Source organism: Longimicrobium sp. (assembly GCF_035474595.1).
GTDB lineage: Bacteria > Gemmatimonadota > Gemmatimonadetes > Longimicrobiales > Longimicrobiaceae > Longimicrobium.
Map to the genome: position 1 here is coordinate 51,340 of NZ_DATIND010000124.1, position 19,669 is coordinate 71,008.

18 protein-coding genes are annotated in these 19,669 nt (G+C 70.9%); 13 read left to right on the forward strand and 5 right to left on the reverse strand.

The window, feature by feature from the left end; all coding sequences use genetic code 11:
* Nucleotides 1-29 precede the first annotated feature (29 nt).
* From VLK66_RS22155 to VLK66_RS22165, 3 genes are read left to right on the forward strand one after another with little or no spacing between them, the layout of a single operon-like run.
* Entirely contained in the window at nt 30-893 is an 864-nt protein-coding gene (locus VLK66_RS22155; protein WP_325311666.1) for a serine hydrolase, read from the forward strand.
* A complete protein-coding gene (locus VLK66_RS22160; RefSeq protein ID WP_325311667.1) occupies nt 886-1,566 on the forward strand; it encodes a hypothetical protein in 681 nt (226 codons plus the stop codon). Before VLK66_RS22155 ends, VLK66_RS22160 begins: the two co-directional genes overlap by 8 nt.
* Nucleotides 1,563-2,804 carry a hypothetical protein gene (locus tag VLK66_RS22165; protein WP_325311668.1) on the forward strand — a complete coding sequence of 414 codons (1,242 nt, stop codon included), beginning with the start codon at nt 1,563-1,565 and terminating at the stop codon, nt 2,802-2,804. The genes VLK66_RS22160 and VLK66_RS22165 overlap by 4 nt, the downstream gene beginning before the upstream one ends.
* A gap of 85 nt (nt 2,805-2,889) precedes the next feature.
* On the opposite strand, the gene VLK66_RS22170 is transcribed toward VLK66_RS22165, so the two are convergent.
* The gene (locus VLK66_RS22170; RefSeq protein WP_325311669.1) at nt 2,890-3,081 is read right to left on the reverse strand and encodes a hypothetical protein; all 192 of its coding nucleotides are present in this window, start codon (nt 3,079-3,081) and stop codon (nt 2,890-2,892) included.
* 293 nt (nt 3,082-3,374) lie between these two features.
* Here VLK66_RS22170 and VLK66_RS22175 point away from each other — a divergent pair, with 293 nt between their 5' ends.
* The 4 genes from VLK66_RS22175 to VLK66_RS22190 all read left to right on the forward strand — a co-directional run bounded on the left by VLK66_RS22175 (nt 3,375) and on the right by VLK66_RS22190 (nt 8,219).
* Nucleotides 3,375-3,710: a hypothetical protein gene (locus VLK66_RS22175; protein ID WP_325311670.1), complete on the forward strand. Its 336-nt coding sequence runs from the start codon at nt 3,375-3,377 to the stop codon at nt 3,708-3,710.
* 503 nt (nt 3,711-4,213) lie between these two features.
* Nucleotides 4,214-6,598 (forward strand): FdhF/YdeP family oxidoreductase, encoded by a 2,385-nt coding sequence (locus tag VLK66_RS22180; RefSeq protein WP_325311671.1) that lies wholly within the window; start codon nt 4,214-4,216, stop codon nt 6,596-6,598.
* Nucleotides 6,595-7,473 carry a formate dehydrogenase accessory sulfurtransferase FdhD gene (gene fdhD, locus VLK66_RS22185; RefSeq protein ID WP_325311672.1) on the forward strand — a complete coding sequence of 293 codons (879 nt, stop codon included), beginning with the start codon at nt 6,595-6,597 and terminating at the stop codon, nt 7,471-7,473. Before VLK66_RS22180 ends, fdhD begins: the two co-directional genes overlap by 4 nt.
* A 59-nt stretch (nt 7,474-7,532) precedes the next feature.
* On the forward strand, nt 7,533-8,219 hold the full coding sequence (locus VLK66_RS22190; RefSeq protein WP_325311673.1) for an AMIN-like domain-containing (lipo)protein: 687 nt from the start codon (nt 7,533-7,535) through the stop codon (nt 8,217-8,219).
* A 266-nt stretch (nt 8,220-8,485) separates the two neighbouring features.
* Here the strand turns inward: VLK66_RS22190 and VLK66_RS22195 are convergent, their stop codons facing one another.
* Both VLK66_RS22195 and VLK66_RS22200 read right to left on the reverse strand, forming a co-directional pair.
* Complete coding sequence (locus tag VLK66_RS22195) at nt 8,486-10,033, reverse strand: glycine betaine ABC transporter substrate-binding protein (RefSeq protein WP_325311674.1); 1,548 nt, start codon at nt 10,031-10,033, stop codon at nt 8,486-8,488.
* 155 nt (nt 10,034-10,188) lie between these two features.
* Nucleotides 10,189-10,935 (reverse strand): ATP-binding cassette domain-containing protein, encoded by a 747-nt coding sequence (locus VLK66_RS22200; protein ID WP_325311675.1) that lies wholly within the window; start codon nt 10,933-10,935, stop codon nt 10,189-10,191.
* A gap of 572 nt (nt 10,936-11,507) precedes the next feature.
* Here VLK66_RS22200 and egtB point away from each other — a divergent pair.
* The 3 genes from egtB to VLK66_RS22215 are packed head-to-tail and all read left to right on the forward strand — an operon-like array spanning nt 11,508 to nt 15,026.
* Entirely contained in the window at nt 11,508-12,830 is a 1,323-nt protein-coding gene (gene egtB, locus VLK66_RS22205) for an ergothioneine biosynthesis protein EgtB (protein ID WP_325311676.1), read from the forward strand.
* Nucleotides 12,823-13,773: an L-histidine N(alpha)-methyltransferase gene (gene egtD, locus VLK66_RS22210; protein WP_325311677.1), complete on the forward strand. Its 951-nt coding sequence runs from the start codon at nt 12,823-12,825 to the stop codon at nt 13,771-13,773. The genes egtB and egtD overlap by 8 nt, the downstream gene beginning before the upstream one ends.
* On the forward strand, nt 13,773-15,026 hold the full coding sequence (locus VLK66_RS22215; RefSeq protein ID WP_325311678.1) for a glutamate-cysteine ligase family protein: 1,254 nt from the start codon (nt 13,773-13,775) through the stop codon (nt 15,024-15,026). The genes egtD and VLK66_RS22215 overlap by 1 nt, the downstream gene beginning before the upstream one ends.
* A gap of 254 nt (nt 15,027-15,280) precedes the next feature.
* Here the strand turns inward: VLK66_RS22215 and VLK66_RS22220 are convergent, their stop codons facing one another.
* Together VLK66_RS22220 and gcvH are read right to left on the reverse strand one after the other, a co-directional pair.
* Nucleotides 15,281-15,967: a metal-dependent hydrolase gene (locus VLK66_RS22220; RefSeq protein WP_325311679.1), complete on the reverse strand. Its 687-nt coding sequence runs from the start codon at nt 15,965-15,967 to the stop codon at nt 15,281-15,283.
* Between the two features lie 285 nt (nt 15,968-16,252).
* Nucleotides 16,253-16,639, reverse strand: a complete 387-nt coding sequence (gene gcvH, locus VLK66_RS22225) for a glycine cleavage system protein GcvH (protein WP_325311680.1) — start codon at nt 16,637-16,639, stop codon at nt 16,253-16,255.
* A gap of 313 nt (nt 16,640-16,952) precedes the next feature.
* Between gcvH and VLK66_RS22230 the strand changes: the two genes are divergently transcribed.
* From VLK66_RS22230 to VLK66_RS22240, 3 genes are all read left to right on the forward strand, one after another.
* A complete protein-coding gene (locus VLK66_RS22230; protein WP_325311681.1) occupies nt 16,953-17,702 on the forward strand; it encodes a lysophospholipid acyltransferase family protein in 750 nt (249 codons plus the stop codon).
* A 234-nt stretch (nt 17,703-17,936) separates the two neighbouring features.
* Complete coding sequence (locus tag VLK66_RS22235; protein ID WP_325311682.1) at nt 17,937-18,464, forward strand: DinB family protein; 528 nt, start codon at nt 17,937-17,939, stop codon at nt 18,462-18,464.
* A 190-nt stretch (nt 18,465-18,654) separates the two neighbouring features.
* Nucleotides 18,655-19,584 carry a S1/P1 nuclease gene (locus VLK66_RS22240; protein ID WP_325311683.1) on the forward strand — a complete coding sequence of 310 codons (930 nt, stop codon included), beginning with the start codon at nt 18,655-18,657 and terminating at the stop codon, nt 19,582-19,584.
* Nucleotides 19,585-19,669: the final 85 nt, after the last annotated feature.

Sequence of the window (19,669 nt, forward strand, 5' to 3'; positions counted from 1 at the left end):
GCCCGGGCCGCAAACACCCACCCGACGGCATGACGGCTACGGCGAAGGCAACGAAGGGCACGCTCCACGACACGGTGCAGCGGATCGCGGACGAGGCGGGCGCGCAGCGCGTGGGCGTGGCCTGGTACGACTATGAAACGAAACGTGCGTGGGACCTGGACGGCGACGAGTGGTTCCACGCCGCCAGCACCATCAAGGTGCCCATCCTGCTCGGCGTGTTCGGCGCCGCGCACCGGGGCGTGCTGGTGCTGGACAGCCGCGTGCACGTGCGCAACCGCTTCTACAGCGCGGCCGATGGCAAGCCGTTCCACGTGGAGAGCGGGCGCGACGCCAACAGCGAGGTGCACCGCGCGCTGGGCAAGACCATGAAGGTGAACGAGCTGGCGTACCACATGATCGTCACCAGCAGCAACCTGGCGACGAACCTCCTGGTGGACCTCGTCGGAATCGACGAGATCCGCAAATCGGTGGAGAAGCTGGGGGTGACGGGCGTGGAGCTGCACCGCGGCGTGGAAGACGAGCGGGCGTGGGAGAAGGGGCTGAACAACCGGGTGACGGCGAAGGGGCTCATCTCCGTCCTTCGCCCCATCGAGGAGGGGACGGCGTTCGACGTGCCGCTCTCGGCGCGGATGCTGGAGATCCTGCACGACCAGGAGTTCAGGAGCGGGATCCCCGCCGGGGTGCCGGAGGGCGCGCGGGTGGCCAACAAGACGGGCGAGATCAGCACCGTGGCGCACGACGCGGCCATCGTCTACCTCCCCGGCCGCAAGCCGTACTGCCTGGCCGTGCTCACGCAGTGGGAGCCGGGCGCCTCGGGACGCAGCGACACCATCGCCCGCATCTCGCGCGCGATCTACGAGCACCTGACCGCGGGGGAAGGCCGGGATGGCTGACTTTCCCCTGCAGGTGACCGACGGCGCGCGGCTGAACGACGAGCTGCGCCGGATCCTGCGCCCCGGCGAGCTGATGCGCGGGCGCGACGGGCGGCTGCGGCGGCTGCCGCGCTTCTTCTACCGCGTGCCCACCTGGGAGGTGGCGCTGGAGACGGGGCTGGCGCCCAACTTCGAGATCTGGGAGTTCCTGAACGTGGACGTGCGCGAGACGGAGCGGCTGAGGAGCGGCTGGCCGCGCTACCTTCCCTGCGCCGTGAGCCTGCTGGCCTCGTTCCTGGAGCTCTTCCGCCGCGAGGTGGGCACCTACGTGCACATCGCCGCCAACGGGGGATACCGCTCGCCCGCGCACGCGCTGTCCACCCACGCCAGCACGCACTGCTGGGGAACGGCCGCCAACATCTACCGCGTGGGCGACGACTGGCTGGACGACCGGAAGACCATCTCCCGCTACGCGAAGATCGCGGAAAGGCTGATGCCGGGCGTGTGGGTGCGGCCGTATGGGAGCGGGGTGGCCGAGGCCGACGACCACCTGCACGTGGACCTGGGATGGACGGTGGTGGTGCCGCACGGGGTGCCCGGCGAGCGCGCGCGGCGCGAGGACGAGCTGCAGCCGCAGGAGCCGGGCGAAGTGGAAACGAGCGAGACCGAAACCGCCGGAGCAGTGGCCCCATGAGCATGAAGGCGAAGAAGGAAGACTACGCGACCAAGAGCGGGCGCGCCCGGCAGGCGCGGCTGAAGCTGGCCGCGATCGGGATGGAGGCCGAGTTCCAGGTGGCGGTGGACGGCGAGCTGGTGCGCCCCGAAGACGTGTTCGGCGACCCGCGCGCCTTCGTGCGCGGCGACCTGATGCACCGCATGGGCACCTCGTACCACCTGCCCACCGGCGGCGCCGTGTACTTCGACACCGGCGTCATCGAGGTGGCCACGCCGGTGATCGAGATCGAGCGGGGGTGCGCCGCGCGCGCCGGCCGCTCGCTCTGGGAGGCCATCCTCTTCGTGCGGCAGGAGCTGGACGCGTGGGAGGAGCGGAACGGGCGCGAGGTGCGCCTGGTGGGCTTCAGCACGCACTACAACGTGTCGTTCGAGCTGCCGCGGGCGCGCCGGGGGCGCAACCGCACGGTGGAGAAGCTGGCGCTCCTGCTCAGCTACATCCTTCCCGTCCCCGTGATGATGCTGGCGGCGAATCGCAGATCGACGGGGATCGGCGTGCGGCCGCGCGGCGACCGCATCGAGATCACCGCCGACTTCACCCCCAGCGCGAGCCTGATGATCGCCACGGCCACGCTGATCACGGGGATCGTGCGCGAGGTGATGACCTGGCCCAGCTTCGAGCTGGACATCCTGGAGCAGACCGACATCCCCGTGATCCGCGGCTACGCGCCCATCCCCCACACCTCGCGCAAGGGGTGGCTGGCCCGGCTCACCTGCTTCCAGTGCAACCCCTTCGAGGCCGACGTGGACCGGCCGATGTGGGAGACCACCGACGGGCGGAAGCTGTCGCTGCGGGCCATCGCGGGGCTCACGGTGCGGCACTTCTGGCACCCCATCCGGCGCATCAGCGACCCGTTCACCTTCCGCCTGATCGGGAGCGTGATGCGCGGCCGCGCGCCCAGTCTGCTGGACCTGGACGACCGCCCGCCGGAGTACGAGGACGTGGGCCGCCTGTGCACCTGGGACAACCTGTTCCCCGAGAGGGAGCTCAGCCGCAGCCGTTACGAGCAGGTGCTGATCCGCGCCATCAGCGGGCAGAAGCTGACCATGCACGGGATGCGCTACATCCCCACGGGGATGCGCGGCTGGTCGCAGGTCATCTTCCGCCGCGAGGACGACCGCACCGGGCACGTGTTCGGCATCGACTACCTGATCGACCACCTGCGCGACTGGGAGCAGCCGGCGGGGCGTGGCGGTTGATCCGTCCCGTCCGGCGGGAGCGACAAGAAACAGGGCGTCCCGAGGTAGGTCCGGGCGCCCTGCTTCGTATTTCCCGGCGCGGGGTTCAACCGCAGGGAGAGTTGCAGCTCGGGTCGGTGAAGTAGCAGTCGCAGATCCCCGTGGCGCACTGGGTCATGCAGGTTTCTCCGAAGCGCGTGTCGACGTGCGCCCGCACGGTCCCTCCCTCCCGCTCGACGCCCTCCACCGCGAACGACTCCACCGTCAGCGACTCGATCGTGAGTGCCAGCTTCTTCATGGGTGACTCCTTGCGAAAGGGACGGGCGATCGTTCGGGAACCAGTTCCACGATGGCCGATCCGGGTCCGCGCGTCCAACCCTCGTCCCCGCCGGAAACGCATGCGATCCTCCTCAGCATAAAATCCTATAGCGTCAAAATAGCGAACATAAAGATCAAAATTTCTTTTTGGTGACGTGGAGTTGATGTACGTTGAGCTTCTTTTGCGACCTACTGGTGAGTTTCGATGAGATATCTTAAATCTTCCGGGCGCACCGTCGCGCATTATCCCAATCACCACGCAGGGAGGAACGCATGAAGAAGCTGCGACTGGAGATGGACGGGCTGCAGGTGGAGACCTTCGAGACGCTGGACGCGGTGGCCGGGCGGATCGGCACGGTGCGCGCGCGGTCGGGGACGGAGTACACGCGCTGCTGGGGGCTGTGCGGCGATGCGAGCGACGCCGCGTTCGGCTGCGGCAACGACACGGAGGGGTGCACCAACGATCCGTACAACGACAACTGCCACTCGTACGCCGACCAGTGCCCGATGACGGTCTACCCGAGCGCCACCTGCTACGGCACCTGCGGCGCCCCCGGCGGCGAGAGCGTCTGCGGCGCGTACGTCTGCACCGACGGCTGCACGGTATAAACGGCGATGCGGGCGCGATGCCGAGCCGCGGCGCGTCGTCCGACGTTCGCGCGCGCTCCGGCATCGCGCCCTCTCCGGCCGGCCGAGGCCGTCCACCTCTCCCGTACCGGGAGAGGTAGCTGGACAGCATCGGCGCGGAGGTGGCTGCATCTTGCCCGTCCGGCTGGCCCCTCCTTCGCCGCGCCAGGGAAGCCCGGGTGAGACGCGGGTTCGGTGGCGCGGGGATGCTGGAAAGCCACCTCCTCCCGGAACGGGAGGGGGTCGCGCCCTCCGGCGCGGGGGGAGGGCACGAGACGTCCGAAGCGCGTTACCGGTTCAGCGTGACAGAGTCGTACTCTCGTACTTTTCGTACTCCGTCCCCGCACTTCCGCACTTCCGCACTTCCGCACTTCCGCACTTCCGCACTTCCGCACGTTCGCACCCTCCCCACCTTGCCCCTCCGCCGCGCCCAAACCACCTTTCCACGCAACGCCTTACATCTCCATTCCCCGAGCGTGAGCCCGATGTCCAGGCAAGCCTCGAACGACCCGGTGCCCCCGTTCGTCCGCACGGCCGAGAAGCCGGCGGGCGGATTGTCGTCCGTGCTGAGCAGCGTGCGGCAGCTGGCGCGCGAGAAGTCGCTGGTGCAGGGCTCCAAGGCGCTGCGCGTGGTGAACCAGATGGACGGGTTCGACTGCCCCGGGTGCGCCTGGCCCGAGCCGAAGGACTACCGCTCCACCTTCGAATTCTGCGAGAACGGCGCGAAGGCCGTGGCCGCCGAGGCCACCTCGCGCCGCGCCGATCCCGGCTTCTTCGCCCGGCACACGGTGGACGAGCTGCTGGCGCAGAGCGACTTCTGGCTGGAGCAGCAGGGGCGCCTCAGCCACCCCGTGATCCGCCGCGCGGGGAGCGACCGCTTCGAGGCCATCGGCTGGGACGAGGCGTTCGCGCGCGCCGGCGGGGTGCTGCGCGGCCTCGCATCTCCTAGCCAGGCGGCGTTCTACACCTCGGGGCGCACGAGCAACGAGGCGGCGTTCCTGTACCAGCTGTTCGGGCGGATGTATGGCACCAACAACTTCCCGGACTGCTCCAACCTCTGCCACGAAAGCAGCGGCGTGGGGCTGCGGAAGACGCTGGGCGTGGGCAAGGGAACGGTGCAGCTGGAGGACTTCGAGAAGGCCGACGCCATCTTCGTCATCGGCCAGAACCCGGGGACCAACCACCCGCGCATGCTCAGCACGCTGCAGGCGGCGCGGCGGCGCGGGGCTGAGATCGTGGCCATCAACCCGCTGCGCGAGCGCGGGCTGGAGGAGTTCATCCACCCGCAGGAGGTGGCCGCCAGCCTGGTGGGGCACGGGACGAAGATGACCACGCTCTACCTGCAGCCGCTTCCCGGGAGCGACGTGGCGGTGCTGAAGGGGATGATGAAGTGGGTGATGGAGGCGGAGAAGAGCGCCCCCGGCCGCGTGGTGGACCACGGCTTCATCCGCGCGCACGCCACCGGGTACGAGGAGCTGGTGGCCGATCTCGAGGCCACGCCGTGGCTGGCGATCGAGGAGCAGACCGGGCTGGCGCGCGCGCAGCTGAAGGCCGCGGCGGACATCTACATCCGCTCGCGCGCGACCATCGTCACCTGGGCGATGGGGCTCACGCAGCACGACAACGCGGTCGACAACATCATCGCCATCTCCAACCTGCTGCTGCTGCGCGGCAACGTGGGGCGCCCGGGTGCCGGCGCCGCGCCCATCCGCGGCCACAGCAACGTGCAGGGCGACCGCACCGTGGGGATCGACCACGCGCCGGGTGCGCCGCTGCTGGACGCGCTGGAGCGCGAGTTCGGCTTCGCGGTGCCGCGCGAGCGGGGACTGGACGTCGTCGAGACGATCCACGCGATGTCGGAGGGCAGGATCCGCTTCTTCATGTCGATGGGCGGCAACTTCTTCTCCGCCAGTCCCGACCACGGAATGCTGGAGCGGGCGATGCGCACGCCCGACCTCTCCGTCTACGTGCTCACCCGGCTGAACCGCGGCGCGCTGGTCCACGGCCGCGAGGCCATGATCTGGCCGTGCCTGGGCCGCACCGAGCGCGACCTGCAGGCGGGCGGCGAGCAGTTCGTCACGGTAGAAGATTCGATGTCCGTCGTCCACTCGTCGCGGGGGACGAACCGCCCCGCGTCGCCCCACCTGAAGAGCGAGCCGGCGATCGTGGCGGGGCTGGCGAAGGCGGCGCTGCCCGCTGGAGAGGGCGTGGACTGGGACGCGCTGGTGGCAGACTACGACCGCATCCGCGACCGCATCGAGCGGGTGATCCCCGGATTCCAGGACTTCAACCGCCGCGTGCGCGAGCCCGGCGGCTTCGTCCTGCGCAACACCGCCGCGCACCGCGAGTGGAAGACGGAAACCGGCCGCGCGCAGCTCGAGGTCGTCCCGCTGCCCGGGATCCGGCTGGGCGAGGGCGAGCTGCGGCTCTTCACCATCCGCTCGCACGACCAGTTCAACACCACCATCTACGGGCTGGACGACCGCTACCGCGGCATCAAGGGCGCGCGGCGCGTGGTGCTGATGAACGCGGCCGACATGGCCGAGCGCGGCATCGCCCCCGGCGACGAGGTGGACATCCGCTCGCACTGGAAGGACGGCGTGGAGCGCCTGGCGCCGCGCTTCAAGGCCGTCGCCTACGACGTGCCGCGCGGGGCGTGCGCCGCGTACTTCCCCGAAGCCAACGTGCTGATCCCGCTGGGGAAGACGGCGAAGGGGAGCAACCAGCCCTCCGCCAAGCTCATCCCCGTCACCATCGCGCTGGCGACCAGTCCCGTCCGCGTGGAGGGCAAGGACGAACGGCTGGTGGAGATGGAGCTGCCGTCCGCGCCCTCGCCGGAGCGCGCGCCCGCCGCCGCGGGGGTGGGATGACGCGCAAGGCGAGCACCGTCCGCCGCCGCGTGGAGCAGGTGTCCGTCGGGGACGACGGCGCCGCCCGCCGCGCGCGCACCGACCTGCTCGCCACCGAGGAGCCGCTGGAGATCCGCGTCGCCGTGGCATCCGATCTCCGCGGCGCGCGGCTGGACGACGCGGCGACGCCCGTCTCCGTCACGATGCGGACGCCGGGCGCGGACTTCGAGCTGGCCGCCGGGTTCCTCTACACCGAGGGGCTGATCGCCTCGGCCGACGCCATCTCCTCCATCCGCTACTGCACGGACGGCGCGCAGCAGTACAACGTCGTCAGCGTCATCCTGGCGGCGGGGACACGGTGGGACCCGGCCAGCCTGCAGCGCAACTTCTACCAGACCTCCAGCTGCGGCGTCTGCGGCAAGGCGTCCATCGAGGCGGTGATGGGGCCCGCCTGCGCGCGCGTCGAGTCCGGTCTCGTCGTCGCGCCCGATGTCGTCACCCGTCTCCCGGACGCTTTGCGCGCCGCGCAGGCGGTGTTCGAGCGCACCGGCGGGCTGCACGCGGCCGGCCTCTTCACCGCCGACGGCGAGCTGGTGCGCGCGCGGGAGGACGTGGGCCGCCACAACGCCATGGACAAGCTGGTGGGCGCGTCGCTGCTGGAGCGCGAGCTGCCGTGGGGCGAGCGGATCGTGATGGTGAGCGGGCGCCTGAGCTTCGAGCTGGTGCAGAAGGCGGCGCGCGCCGGCGCCGCGGTGCTGGCCGGCGTCTCGGCGCCCAGCAGCCTGGCCGTGGAGCTGGCCGAGCAGGCCGGCATCACCCTCTGCGGCTTCGTCCGCGGCGGGCGCTTCAACGTCTACGCGGGCGCCCACCGCATCGCACAGACCGTCCACACCTGACCCGGATCTCCGTGCACGACTTCCACTTGCGTCGAAGCTACCGGCTATTCGCCGGGGCGATGCTCATCTCCGCCCTGTCGCTGGCCGCGGCGTGCGGCGACCAGGGCGGCGAGCTGAAGGACGCCACCGACCGCCGCCGCGCCGAGATGGCGAACGGCGACACCACGAAGGAAGGCGCCGAGCGCGACACCGGCTACTCCATCCCCACCTTCGTCGGCGACACCCCCGCCGTCTCCGCGGCGGCGGCGGCGAAGGCGAAGACCGACAGCGTGGCGAAGGACTCGGCGAAGACCGCCGCGGTCGCATCGGCGGGGGATTGGACGTCCGGCGCGCGCGACGTCCAGCGCCCGAACGTGGTCGCCACGCTGCGGGGCTTGCGGGTGGCGCAGCAGAACGGCTTCGACCGGCTGGTGCTGGATTTCGGCACGGGGCCGGCGTCCGGGTGGCACGTGGAGTACGCGGATGGGCCGGTCGCGCAGTGCGGCTCGGGGCGGGTGGTGCGGGTCGCGGGAGATGCGCGGCTGGTGGTGCGCCTCCGCACCGCGCAGGCGCACGACGACGCGGGCGCGCCCACCGTCCGCCAGCGCGACATCCCCCTCACGCTGCCGGTGATGAAGCAGCTGGTGATGACCTGCGACTTCGAGGGCGACGTGGAGATCGTGCTGGGCCTCGACACCCGCCAGCCCTACCGCGTGATGGAGCTCCAGACCCCCAACCGCCTCGTCATCGACATCAAGCAGCCGTGAGGCGTGTTGCGGGATTGGATTTCGAATGAGTGGGGCCGCATCCGAGTGGATGCGGCCCTGCTCCTTGCAAGCAGATCCTTCGGCCGGCGAAGGAAAAACCAGCCGCAGCACAAACCCCGGTGCTATGCGGAAATGCCGGAAAGCAGTCCCGAAGGGACTTTGTGCTGTTGTTGCCCCCCAATTCCATTGGGGGATAGGCTGCCTCCAGGCCGGATCCATCTCCCCCGCCCGCCGATCCCCCGCCCGCCCGATCCTCCCGCCGACCATCACCCCACACCCCGCGGCCGCAGCGCGCGCTCGGCCAGCGCCAGCGCCGCATCCACCGCCAGCGCCAGCAGCGCGGCGGGGATGGCGCCGGAGAGGATCATGCGCGTGTCGGTGAGCGCCAGCCCGGCCACGATCGGGTCGCCCAGCCCGCCCGCGCCGATGAACGCCGCCAGCGTGGCCGTGCCCACGTCGATCACCGCGGCGGTGCGGATGCCGGCCATGATCGACGGCGCGGCCAGCGGCAGCCGCACGTGGCGCAGCACCTGGCCGGGGCTCATCCCCAGCGCGCGGGCGGCCTCGGTGGCGGCGGGGTCGGCGTCGCGCACGCCGCTGTAGGTGTTGCGGAGGATGGGGTAGAGCGAGTACAGCCAGAGCGCCACCAGCGCCGGCGCCATCCCGATCCCCAGCAGCGGGATCATGAACGCCAGCAGGGCGATGCTGGGGATGGTCTGCAGCACCCCCGCCCCGCGGATGGCCCCCTCCGCCGCGCCCGGCCGCGTCCGCTCCAGCATCACCCCCAGCGGCACCGCGACGGCCACGGCGGCGATGAGGGAGAGGAGCACCAGCAGCAGGTGCCGCCCCGTCTCGCGCCCCAGCTCGCCGCGCCGCGCCCACAGGTACGCGGGGAGCGAGCCCTCGCGCGCCGGTGACGACGTCGCGCGCGCGGACGGCGAGGCGGCGCGCAGCATTCCCATCTCCCGCAGCGCGTCCGCGGCGACCCTCGCGACGGGCTGGCCGTCCACCTCCACGCGGCGGTTCAGCTCGCGCATCGTCACCACGTCGATGCGGCCGCTGAGGCGCGCCAGCTCGGCCACGGCGCCCGGCGACTGGCGCCAGAGCCGCGCGCCCACCATCGCGGCCGCCTCGTACGGCGGGAAGAAGCGCTTGTCGTCCTCCAGCACCACCAGGTCGAACTTCGCCAGCAGCCCGTCGGTCGAGTAGCCGTCCACCACGTCGACCGCGCCGCCCGCCAGCGCCCGGTACTTCACCGCCTGCACCAGCGAGCGCACCTCGCGCGGATGCAGGCCGTACGCGCGCGACAGCCCCGGCAGCCCGTCCGGCCGCCCGATGAAGTCCGGCGTGAACCCCGCCGTCAGGTTCGGCGACGCGCGCGCCAGGTCCGTCAGCGTGCGCAGCCCGTACCGCCGCGCCGTCTCCCTGCGCACGGCGATGGCGTAGGTGTTCTCGAAGCCGAGCGGCGGCAGCCAGTGCACCCCCCAGCGCGCCTCGAACTCGCGCGACACGCGGCCGAACACCGCGCGCGCGTCGCCCTTCGGCTCGTCGTGGAGGATGGCCGTGAGCCCCGTCCCCGTGTACTCCGGGTAGACGTCGATCGCCCCCGTCCGCAGCGCCCCGAACGCGATCTCCGTCGCCCCCAGCCCCAGCCGCCGGTCCACGCGAAACCCGCGCGCCTCCAGCACCTGCGCGAACATCTCCGCCAGCAGGTAGCTCTCCCCGAAGGGTTTGGACGCGACGACGACGGGTCGGGATGCGGCGGGGGATGGGGATCGCTGTGCGGCGACAGGCCCAGCGCCGAGCCCAGCCATCGCCCCGGCGAATAAATTCGCGGCAACAACAGCACGAAGTCCGCCTTCGCGGACTGCCGCCAGGTATCTCCGCACCGAGCCGGCACCGGTGCAGCGCCGGGTTCTCCCTTCTCCCGTGGAGCGAGGGAGGGACCGGGGGGATGAGGGGTGGCTGCTCACGCCGCCACCATCCGCGCCCGCGACAGCAGGTCGCGCACGTACTCCGTCGCGGGCGCGGCGAGCAGCTCGGCGGGCGGCGCCACCTGCTCGATGCGGCCGCTGCGCAGCACGGCGATGCGGTCGGCCAGGAGCGCGGCCTCGTGCAGGTCGTGGGTGACGAACACGGCGGTCGTCTCCAGGCGGCGGCGGAGCGCGTCGAACGCCGTCTGCAGCTCCGCGCGGGTGATGGCGTCCAGCGCGCCGAACGGCTCGTCCAGCAGCACGATCGATGGGCTGGCCGCCAGCGCCCGCGCGATGGCCACGCGCTGCCGCTGCCCGCCCGACAGCTCGCGCGGCCACCGCCCGCCGAAGCGCTCGGCCGGCAGCCCTACCCACGCCAGCGCCTCGGCCGCGCGCCGCTCCGCCTGCGCGTCGCCGCGGAGCCAGGGGACGAGCGCGGCGTTGCGCAGCACCGTCCAGTGCGGCAGCAGCCCGCCCTCCTGCGGCACGTACCCCACGCGCCGCCGCAGCTCCACCGGGTCGATGGCGGCCACGTCGTCGCCGTCCACGCGCACGGTGCCGCCGTCGATCTCGGTCATGCGGTTGAAGCAGCGCAGCAGCGTGGTCTTCCCCGACCCGCTCTCGCCCACCAGCGCCACGCACTCCCCCGCGCGCACCTCCAGCGACACGCCGTCCAGCGCCGCGGCCTGGCCGTAGCGCTTCCGCACCTCCCGCGCGTCCAGCACCACCCGTCCGTCGGTCATCGAAAGAAGAGGATCAGGGGGATGAGATCCGTCCCGCAGGCGAAATCCGTATCACCGCTCCGAAGCTGTAACCTCCCCGCGCACCCGCGACTCCAATCTCCCCATCAGCAGACACAAGCGCGTCGGGAGCTCCGCGGGGAGGGGAGAACCCGGCGCAGGGTGCGCCATCCTCCCAGATCCGCCACGATGCCGAGGCCGCAGTCCCGCAGGGACTTTGTGCTGTTGTTGCCCCCCAATTCCATTGGGAGAATGGCCTGCCTTCGCGCCGATCCCGGAGCCCGCAACGATGCCGACGCGCGAGTCCGCGAAGGCGGACTTTGTGCCGTTGTTGCCGCGAATTCATTCGCCCTCCCCAACTTGGGAGCGCTCCGCATCCATCTGCGGCGCAATCCGCGCGTTCCGGCGCAACCCTCCACCAACCTTCACACGGCTGGCGGCCACGGGCGAAATTCTTGCATCCCCACCCGCTGTTTCCCTGACATGAACTCGCGCCGAAATCGTGGCGCGCCCGCGCAGCCGCACCTAGCTTACATCCGGCCCATCTGCGCGGAAACCCTCCTCTACGCCCAAGGATGACCGCCACCTCCGGCCTTGCGCCGACTCCGCGCGAGATCGCCGAGCTGCTGCTCGACGCGCGCGCCCGCACGCTCCTGCTGGTCGGCTCGGTCCCCGAGGCCGAGCTGATGACGCAGCACAACAAGCTCATGAGCCCCATCGTGTGGGACCTGGGGCACATCGCGCACTTCGAGGAGCTGTGGCTGGTGCGCAACCTCTCCGGCCCCGTGGAGTTCGGCGAGATGCCGGGGATGTTCAACCCCTTCGAGAACCCGCGCTCGGTGCGCGGCCAGCTGCGCCTTCCCGGGCTGGGCGATTCGCTCGACAACATGGCCGAGACGCGGCTGCGCGTCCTTTCCCACCTGGAGAACGGCGGCGCGCCCGGCGGCGACGACCCGCTGCTGCGCGCCGGCTACGTGTACCGGATGGTGCTCCAGCACGAGTACCAGCACAACGAAACCATCCTGCAGGCGCTGCAGCTGAAGGAAGATCCCTTCTACCGCGCCCCCCGCGCCATCGCCACGCCCCCCGGCCGCCCCGTCGCCTCCGACGCGGACGGGATGGTGCGCTTCCCCGGCGGCCGCGTGGAGATCGGCACCGGCGACCGCTCGGCAGCCTACGACAACGAGCGCCCGCGCCACGCGGTGGATCTCCGGCCCTTCCGCATCGGCGCGTGGGCGGTCACCAACGGCGAGTACCAGCGCTTCATCGACGACGGGGGATACGACCGCCCGGAGCTGTGGACCGAGGCCGGGTGGAAGCACCGCCGGGAGGCCGGACTGGTGGCCCCGCAGTTCTGGTCGCGGCACGACGGCGTGTGGATGACGCGCTCGATGGACCGGGAGATGGAGGTCGATCCCGCGCGCCCCGTCTGCCACGTCTGCTGGTACGAGGCCGATGCGTACGCCCGCTGGGCCGGCGGCCGTCTTCCGACGGAGCAGGAATGGGAGGCCGCGGCGTCGTGGGACCCGGCGGCGGGGCGGAAGCGCGACTATCCGTGGGGCGACGAGCCGGCGACCGCGTATCTGGCCAACGTCGACCAGCTCTCGTTCGAGCCGGGGCAGGTCGGCGGCTATCCGCACAACCTCTCCCCCATCGGCGCGTACGGAATGATCGGCGACGTGTGGGAGTGGACGTCCAGCGACTTCGCGCCCTATCCCGGCTACGAGACCTTCCCGTACAAGGAGTACAGCGAGGTCTTCTTCGGGCCCGACTACAAGGTGCTGCGCGGCGGCAGCTGGGCCACGCGCCCGGGCGCCATCCGCAACACCTTCCGCAACTGGGACTACCCCATCCGCCGGCAGATCTTCAGCGGCTTCAGGATCGTGCGCGATGACTGACACGCTCCAGCCCGCCGCGGCGGGAATGCTGGCGGAGATCCGCGACGGCCTGGGCCGCCCGCAGAAGGAGCTGCCGCCCAAGTACTTCTACGACGAGCGCGGCTCGGAGCTGTTCGAGGAGATCACCCGCCTCCCCGAATACTACCTGACGCGCACCGAGGCGGCGCTGCTGCGGCAGTGGATGCCGGACTGGATCTGGGCGCTGCAGCCGAAGACGCTGGTGGAGCTGGGCGCCGGGAGCGCGGAGAAGACGCGCATCGTCCTCGACGCCATCCGCGACGCCGTGGGCTTCGCGGCGTACGTCCCCGTGGACGTGAGCGCCGACTTCCTGGAGTCGACCGCGGTCCGCCTCTCGGCGCTGTACCCGACCATCGACGTGGTTCCCGTCGTCGCGGACATGACGGCGGACTTCGCGCTCCCGCCCGAGCTGCCGCATCCCGTGCTCCACGCCTTTTTGGGGAGCACGATCGGCAACTTCGCGCCGGACGAGGCCACCGCGCTCCTCGCCCGCGTCCGCCGCCGCATGCACACCGGCGACGCCTTCCTGATGGGCGTCGATCTCCGCAAGGATCCGCGCGTGATCGAGGCGGCGTACAACGACGCGGCCGGGGTCACGGCCGAGTTCAACCGCAACATGCTGCGCGTGGTCAACACGCTCGCGGGCGCGGACTTCGACCCGGCCGCGTACGACCACCGCGCGTTCTACAACCCGGTGGACCACCGCATCGAGATGCACCTCGTCGCGCGCGCGCCGCAGACGGTCGCCGTCCCCGGCGCGGGCGAGTTCGCCATCGCCGCGGGCGAGACCATCCGCACCGAGATCTCGTGCAAGCACGACCGCGCCAGCATCGAGGCCATGCTGCGCGGCGCGGGAATGCGGCTGGTGCGCTGGGAGACGGACGAAGACGGCCTGTACGCCATCCTCCTTGCCGCCGTGGAGTGATGCTGGACCCTGACGCGCTCGCCGCGGACCTCCGCGACAACGCCTTCGGCCAACGCCGCCGGGAGCCGCGCCCACCCACCATCGGCGCGGAGGTGGAGCTCATTCCGGTGGACGCGGAGACGCGCGCCGTCGTCCCCATCATCGCGGACGAGGGGCGCTCGACGCTGCCGTTCCTGCGCGACTTCGCGGGGCGATGGGGATGGAAGGAGACGGCGTCCGTCTACGGAATGCCCAACTGGCTGCTGCCGGACGGCGGGACCATCACCTTCGAGCCCGGCGGGCAGATCGAGCTCTCCGCCCCGCCCTTCCGCTCCGCCTCGGCGCTGCTGCAGAGCCTGCGCACCGTCGTCCGCCCGCTGGTCCGCGACGCGCGCGAGGAGGGGATCGAGCTGCTGAGCGTGGGCGTGGACCCCGTGAACGCGGTGGACGACATCGCCCTGCAGCTTCCCGGCAAGCGCTACGTGCGGCTCACGCGCTTCCTGGAGGAGTGCGGCGGCGGCGGCACGCGGATGATGCGGCAGACGGCGTCGTTCCAGTGCAACCTGGACTGGGGCGCCGACGCGTACGCGCGGTGGCGCTTCCTGAACGCGCTGGCGCCGTACGCGGTGGCCGTCTTCGCCAACTCGCCCGTCTACCGCGGCGAGGACACGGGCGAGCGCAGCTTCCGCGCTCGCATCTGGCGCGAGCTGGGCGGCGGCCGCACGGGGATCTTCGCCTGCGGTGAGGATCCCGTCCCCGAGTACCTGGAGTTCGCGCTCGGCGCGCCGGCCATCCTCATCCCCCACGAGCACGAGGGGTGGCCCAGCTTCGGCGAGTGGAACGCGCGCGGGGCGGTGGGGATGGAGGAGTGGCGCACGCACCTGACCACGCTCTTCCCCGACGTGCGCCCCAAGGGCTTCGCGGAGATGCGCGCCGCGGACGCGGTGGCGCCGGAGTGGTACGCCGCGCCGGCCGCGTTCTTCGGCGGCCTGGTGTACCACGCGCCGTCGTTCGCCGCCGCGCGCGAGCTGGCGGGCGCGCCCGACCCCGCGCTGCTGGTGCGCGCCGGGCGGGCGGGGCTGCGCGACGAGCGCATCGCCGCCACCGCCCGCGACCTGTTCGCGCTGGCGCTGGAGGGCGCGGAGGCGCTCGGCCCCGCCTTCCTCTGCCCCGCCGACCTGGAGGAGGCGCGCGCCTTCTTCGACACCTACACCGCGCGCGCGTTGTCACCAGCCGACGACGTGCGCATCCCGGAGCCCGCGGCGGCGGACTGACTTCGGCAGAAGAATCTCACAGATACGCGGAGCCGCAGAGAACGACGGTGTTCTCCGCGGCTCCGCGTCTCTCGGTGGACCTGCTTTTCAGACCGGCTCTGGCAATCATCTGTGCATTTCAAACGCACGGAGAGACGTCATCCTGAGGCCGGCCACACCGTCGTTGCCTCCGCACGAGCGGTTGCAGGCCGAAGGATCTATAGGCGAGGTCGCACGTGCGGTTACGGATGCACGATCGATCTCCGAATCCGGTATCAGACCGTGAACGACTCGCCGGGCTGCAGGATCACCACCTTGGCGCGGTCGCCGACCAGGGTGCGGAAGCCCTCGGGGTTCTGCTCGATCACCGGGAAGGTGTTGTAGTGCATGGGGATGACGACCTCCGGCTCGATCATCTCCACCGCGCGCGCCGCGTCCTCGGGGCCCATGGTGAAGTTGTCGCCGATGGGGAGGATGGCCACGTCGACCGAGCCGTGCAGCAGCTGCATGTCCATGATCAGCGCCGTGTCGCCCGCGTGGTAGATGCGCTGGCCGCCGTTCAGCGAGATCAGGAAGCCGGCCGGGTCGGTGGTGTGCGAGCCGTCGTCGCCGTCGATGCTCCCGGTGTGCAGCGCCGGCGTCAGCTTCACCCGCCCGAAGTCGAACACGTACGCCCCGCCGATGTTCATCCCGTGGCCGTTCTTCGCCCCCTGCGACTGCGTGAAGGCCACGAGCTCGAAGGTGGAGATGACGGTGGCGTTGGTCTTCTTCGCCAGCTTCACCACGTCCGCGAAGTGGTCCGAGTGCCCGTGCGACACCAGGATGTAGTCCAGCGCCTCGATGTCGCCGGTCTTGATGTCGGACATCGGGTTCTCGTCGATCCACGGATCGATCAGGATCTGCTTCCCTTCGTCGGTCACGAGGGTGAAGCAGGAGTGCCCGTGCCAAGTGAGGGTGGCCATTTCGGGGTCCTCCGGGGTGAAAGACGAAAAGAAAGTCCTAAGTCCTAAGTCCTAAGTGCCAAGTGCCAAGTGCCAAGTGCCAAGTGCCAAGTGCCAAGTGCCAAGTGGTTGGAGCGCGGCATACAATCGTCGTCACAACGGATTGTCATCCGGAGGGAGCGTTGCGCCGCGACCGCGCGACTCAGCGCACCGTGAGGACGACATCAGGCCGCGATACGATCCCCCTGCCGTTCCACTCAGGACTTAGGACTTGGGACTTAGGACTTGGGACTCAGGACTTGTCCCTTATCCAATCAGCTTCTCGTACGCGGCCGCATCCATCAACCCGTCCACGTCCGCCGGGTTCGAGACGCGCAGCTTGATCATCCACCCCTCGCCGTACGGGTCGCTGTTCACCGCGGCGGGGTTGGCGTCCAGCGCGCCGTTGGCCTCCACCACCTCGCCCGAGACGGGGCAGTACAGGTCGCTCACGGCCTTCACTGCCTCGATCGTCCCGAAGCTCGCCATGGCGTCGAAGCTCGCGCCGGCGCTGGGAAGCTCCACGAACACCACGTCGCCCAGCTCGCCCTGGGCGTAGTCGGTGATCCCCACGAAGTACACGCCCTCTTCGCCCGCGGGCTTCAGGTACTCGTGCTGCTCGGTGTATCGCAGGTCCTGCGGGACGTTCGCCATGACTCCTCCAGCGCGTTTCGGACGGTTCAGGGAGCGGTCAGAATACGGACCCCCGCCCGGACGGTCAAGCAAACACGCGGCGTGCCGCCGCCGATGGTGCCACCTCTCCGGCCGCCGCCGGTGGACGGAGATATGCGGTACGGCATTCCCCCGCCGCGCCGGCCTGAAGCATGCGTTTCCTCGCCCGCGCGCGCCGCGGTGGCGAAGAGTGCATCGCCCGCGACCCCTCGCGGCGATGCGGTGTACAGGGGCGCGCCCGCCGGACCGGCCGCGCGGGCGCCCGCGCCTCAACCCGTGCCCGTCGCGACTGCAGATGCTGAAGCGGCTCGTTTCCGCCTGGGTCTGGATCTCCACCGGCCTCATCGCCCTGATCTGGCTTCCGTGGATGGGGCTGGTCTGGCTGTTCACCGCGCGCGACCCCGGCCGCTACTCGGTGGGCCGCTGGTTCCGCCTGGCCGCCGTCACCGTCACCCGGCTGAACCCATTCTGGAAGTTCCGCACGACCGGCGTGCAGATCCACGATCCCCGCCGCCCGTACGTGGCGGTCGCCAACCACGAGAGCCTGGCCGACATCTTCCTTCTCTCGCACCTGCCGTGGGAGATGAAGTGGATGTCCAAGGACACCATCTTCCGCATCCCGGTGATGGGGTGGATGATGCGGATGGCGGGCGACGTGATGGTGATCCGCGGCGACGCCGGCAGCCGCATGCGCGCGCTGGAGGAGGCGCGCGACCGGCTGCGCAAGCGCGTGTCGGTGATGATCATGCCCGAGGGCACGCGCTCCGGCGGCGGCGAGCTGCTGAAGTTCCACGACGGCGCCTTCCGCCTGGCCATCGAGACGGGCTCGCCGGTCCTTCCCATCGCCCTGGCGGGAACGCGCCACGCGATCGCCAAGGGATCGTGGCTGGTGGGCCGCGCCCGCGCCATCGCCCGCGTTCTCCCCCCGGTGGAGACGGCGGGGATGACGCTGGACGACGTGCCCGCGCTGCGCGAAAAGGTGCGCACCATGATCGCCGAGGCCCGCACCGTGCTCCAGCGCGAGCTCGCCGCCGCGGGTGCGTAGAGGGCGGGCCTCGCTGACCCTGCCGGCCCCGAATGGAATTCGGGGGCAACAACAGCACGAAGTCCCTGCGGGACTGCAAGACGGCCCCCGTGGCGAGACATCGAGTCTCGCGCGGGGGCCGTTCTCCTTCTGTACCGCGGCGATCGGTCGTCCGGTGTGCTCTTGATTCTTTCCCGGAGCGGATCGAACGTGGGGGAAGATGCAGGGCGATCCATCTTCACCCGCGAGACGCCGATGGCCGACACCACCGCCGCGCCCGTCGTGGCGCACGACGCGCTGAGCTTCCGCGAGCTGCTGGGCTGGACGGGCGAGGAAACCGCCCGCTGGGAGGAGTGGCTGCGCGCGCAGGACCCCGCCGTGCTCGCCGTCTCGCTCGGCGAGGGGAAGTGGGCCACCGTGGGAGACCTGGTCTTCCACATCTGCGTGGTCGAGCGGCGCTACACCGAGCGGCTGTACGACGAGGAGCCGAGCGCGTACGAAGGCATCCCCCGCTCCACGCTGGACGAGATCTTCGCCGTGCACCACGCCACGCGCGCGCGGCTGGAGCGCTGGGTGGCCGCGGCGCCGCCGGAGGAGTGGGAGAAGGTGCTCACCTTCGAGACCATCACCGCGGGCACGCTGCGCTCCAGCAAGCGCAAGATCGTGGCGCACGTGCTGATGCACGGCGTGCGGCACTGGGCGCAGATTTCCACGGCGCTCAGGCAGGCCGGGCACCCCCAGCCGTGGATGCACGACCTCATCATGACCACGGCGATGCCGTAGCGCTCGGTCGGGCCCGATCCGCTCCGCCAGCCCCACGAAGACCCTTGCCACGGCGCGCGGCAGGGGTCTTCTTGTCCGATGCGGCAGGCCAACTGGCAGATCCGTTCGTCCCGTCCATCCAATTCATCGTCCCCGGGTTCCCACCCACCCTTCATCCCGTTCACCATCCCCATCTCCCCCGGAGGTCACCATGAAACGCACACTCATGCTGCCGGTGGCTCTGGCCTTCGTCACGCTCACCGCTCGCCCCGCGTGGGCGTGGGACGGCTTCGGGCACCAGCTGGTGGCGCGCATCGCGTGGGAGAACATGACGCCGCAGGCGCGCGGGCGGGCCATCGCCGTGCTGCAGGGCGCGGCGCAGGACACGCGGCTGCTGCAGGGCTTCGGGACGGGCACGCTGACGCCGCAGCAGCAGGTGCGGCTCTTCATGGCGGGCGCCACCTGGCCCGACGACGTGCGCCCGCCCGACTCGCGCGGCGCGAAATACCACGTGCGTGACCGGCACTTCACCGACCTGTTCTGGCGGCAGAGCTACGACTTCGGCCCGTTCCACGACGACAGCCGGCCGCCGGCGGGCGACCTGCTGAACGACTTTGCCGGGCTGAGGACGCAGGTGACGGGGCCGGACCACGAGCAGGCGGCGGTGGCGCTCGCGTGGCTGCTGCACCTGGTGGGCGACATCCACCAGCCGCTGCACGCCAGCGGGCGGATCACTCCGTCCGAGCCGGACGGCGACCAGGGCGGCAACCTGTACAAGCTGGAGCACATCACGGCGGACCGGCAGCGCACGCTGCACTCGGTGTGGGACAACATCATCACCAGCAACGCGCGCCGGCTCCCGGGCGAAGCGGACGACGCCTTCATGACGCGCATCGCCACCGAGACGATGCATCGCCATCCGCGTTCCGAGTTCGCCGCCGAGATGGGGCAGACGGACGTGAGCCAATGGGCGCGCGCGAGCGTGCACCTGGCGCAGCGGCGCGTGTACCGCGCGCCGCTGCACCGCAACCAGGCGGCGAGCACGACGTACCGGAACGCCGCCTTCCACGCGGCCGATCCGCGGATCGCGCTGGCGGGCTACCGGCTGGCGGACCTGCTGAACCAGGTGCTCGGCTCGTAGCGCGGTGGCACGCAACGGCTTGAGCCCCTTCCGCCGGAGCGTCCGCGAATACAGATTGCATGCCTCCCGAACACGAACGCCCGGC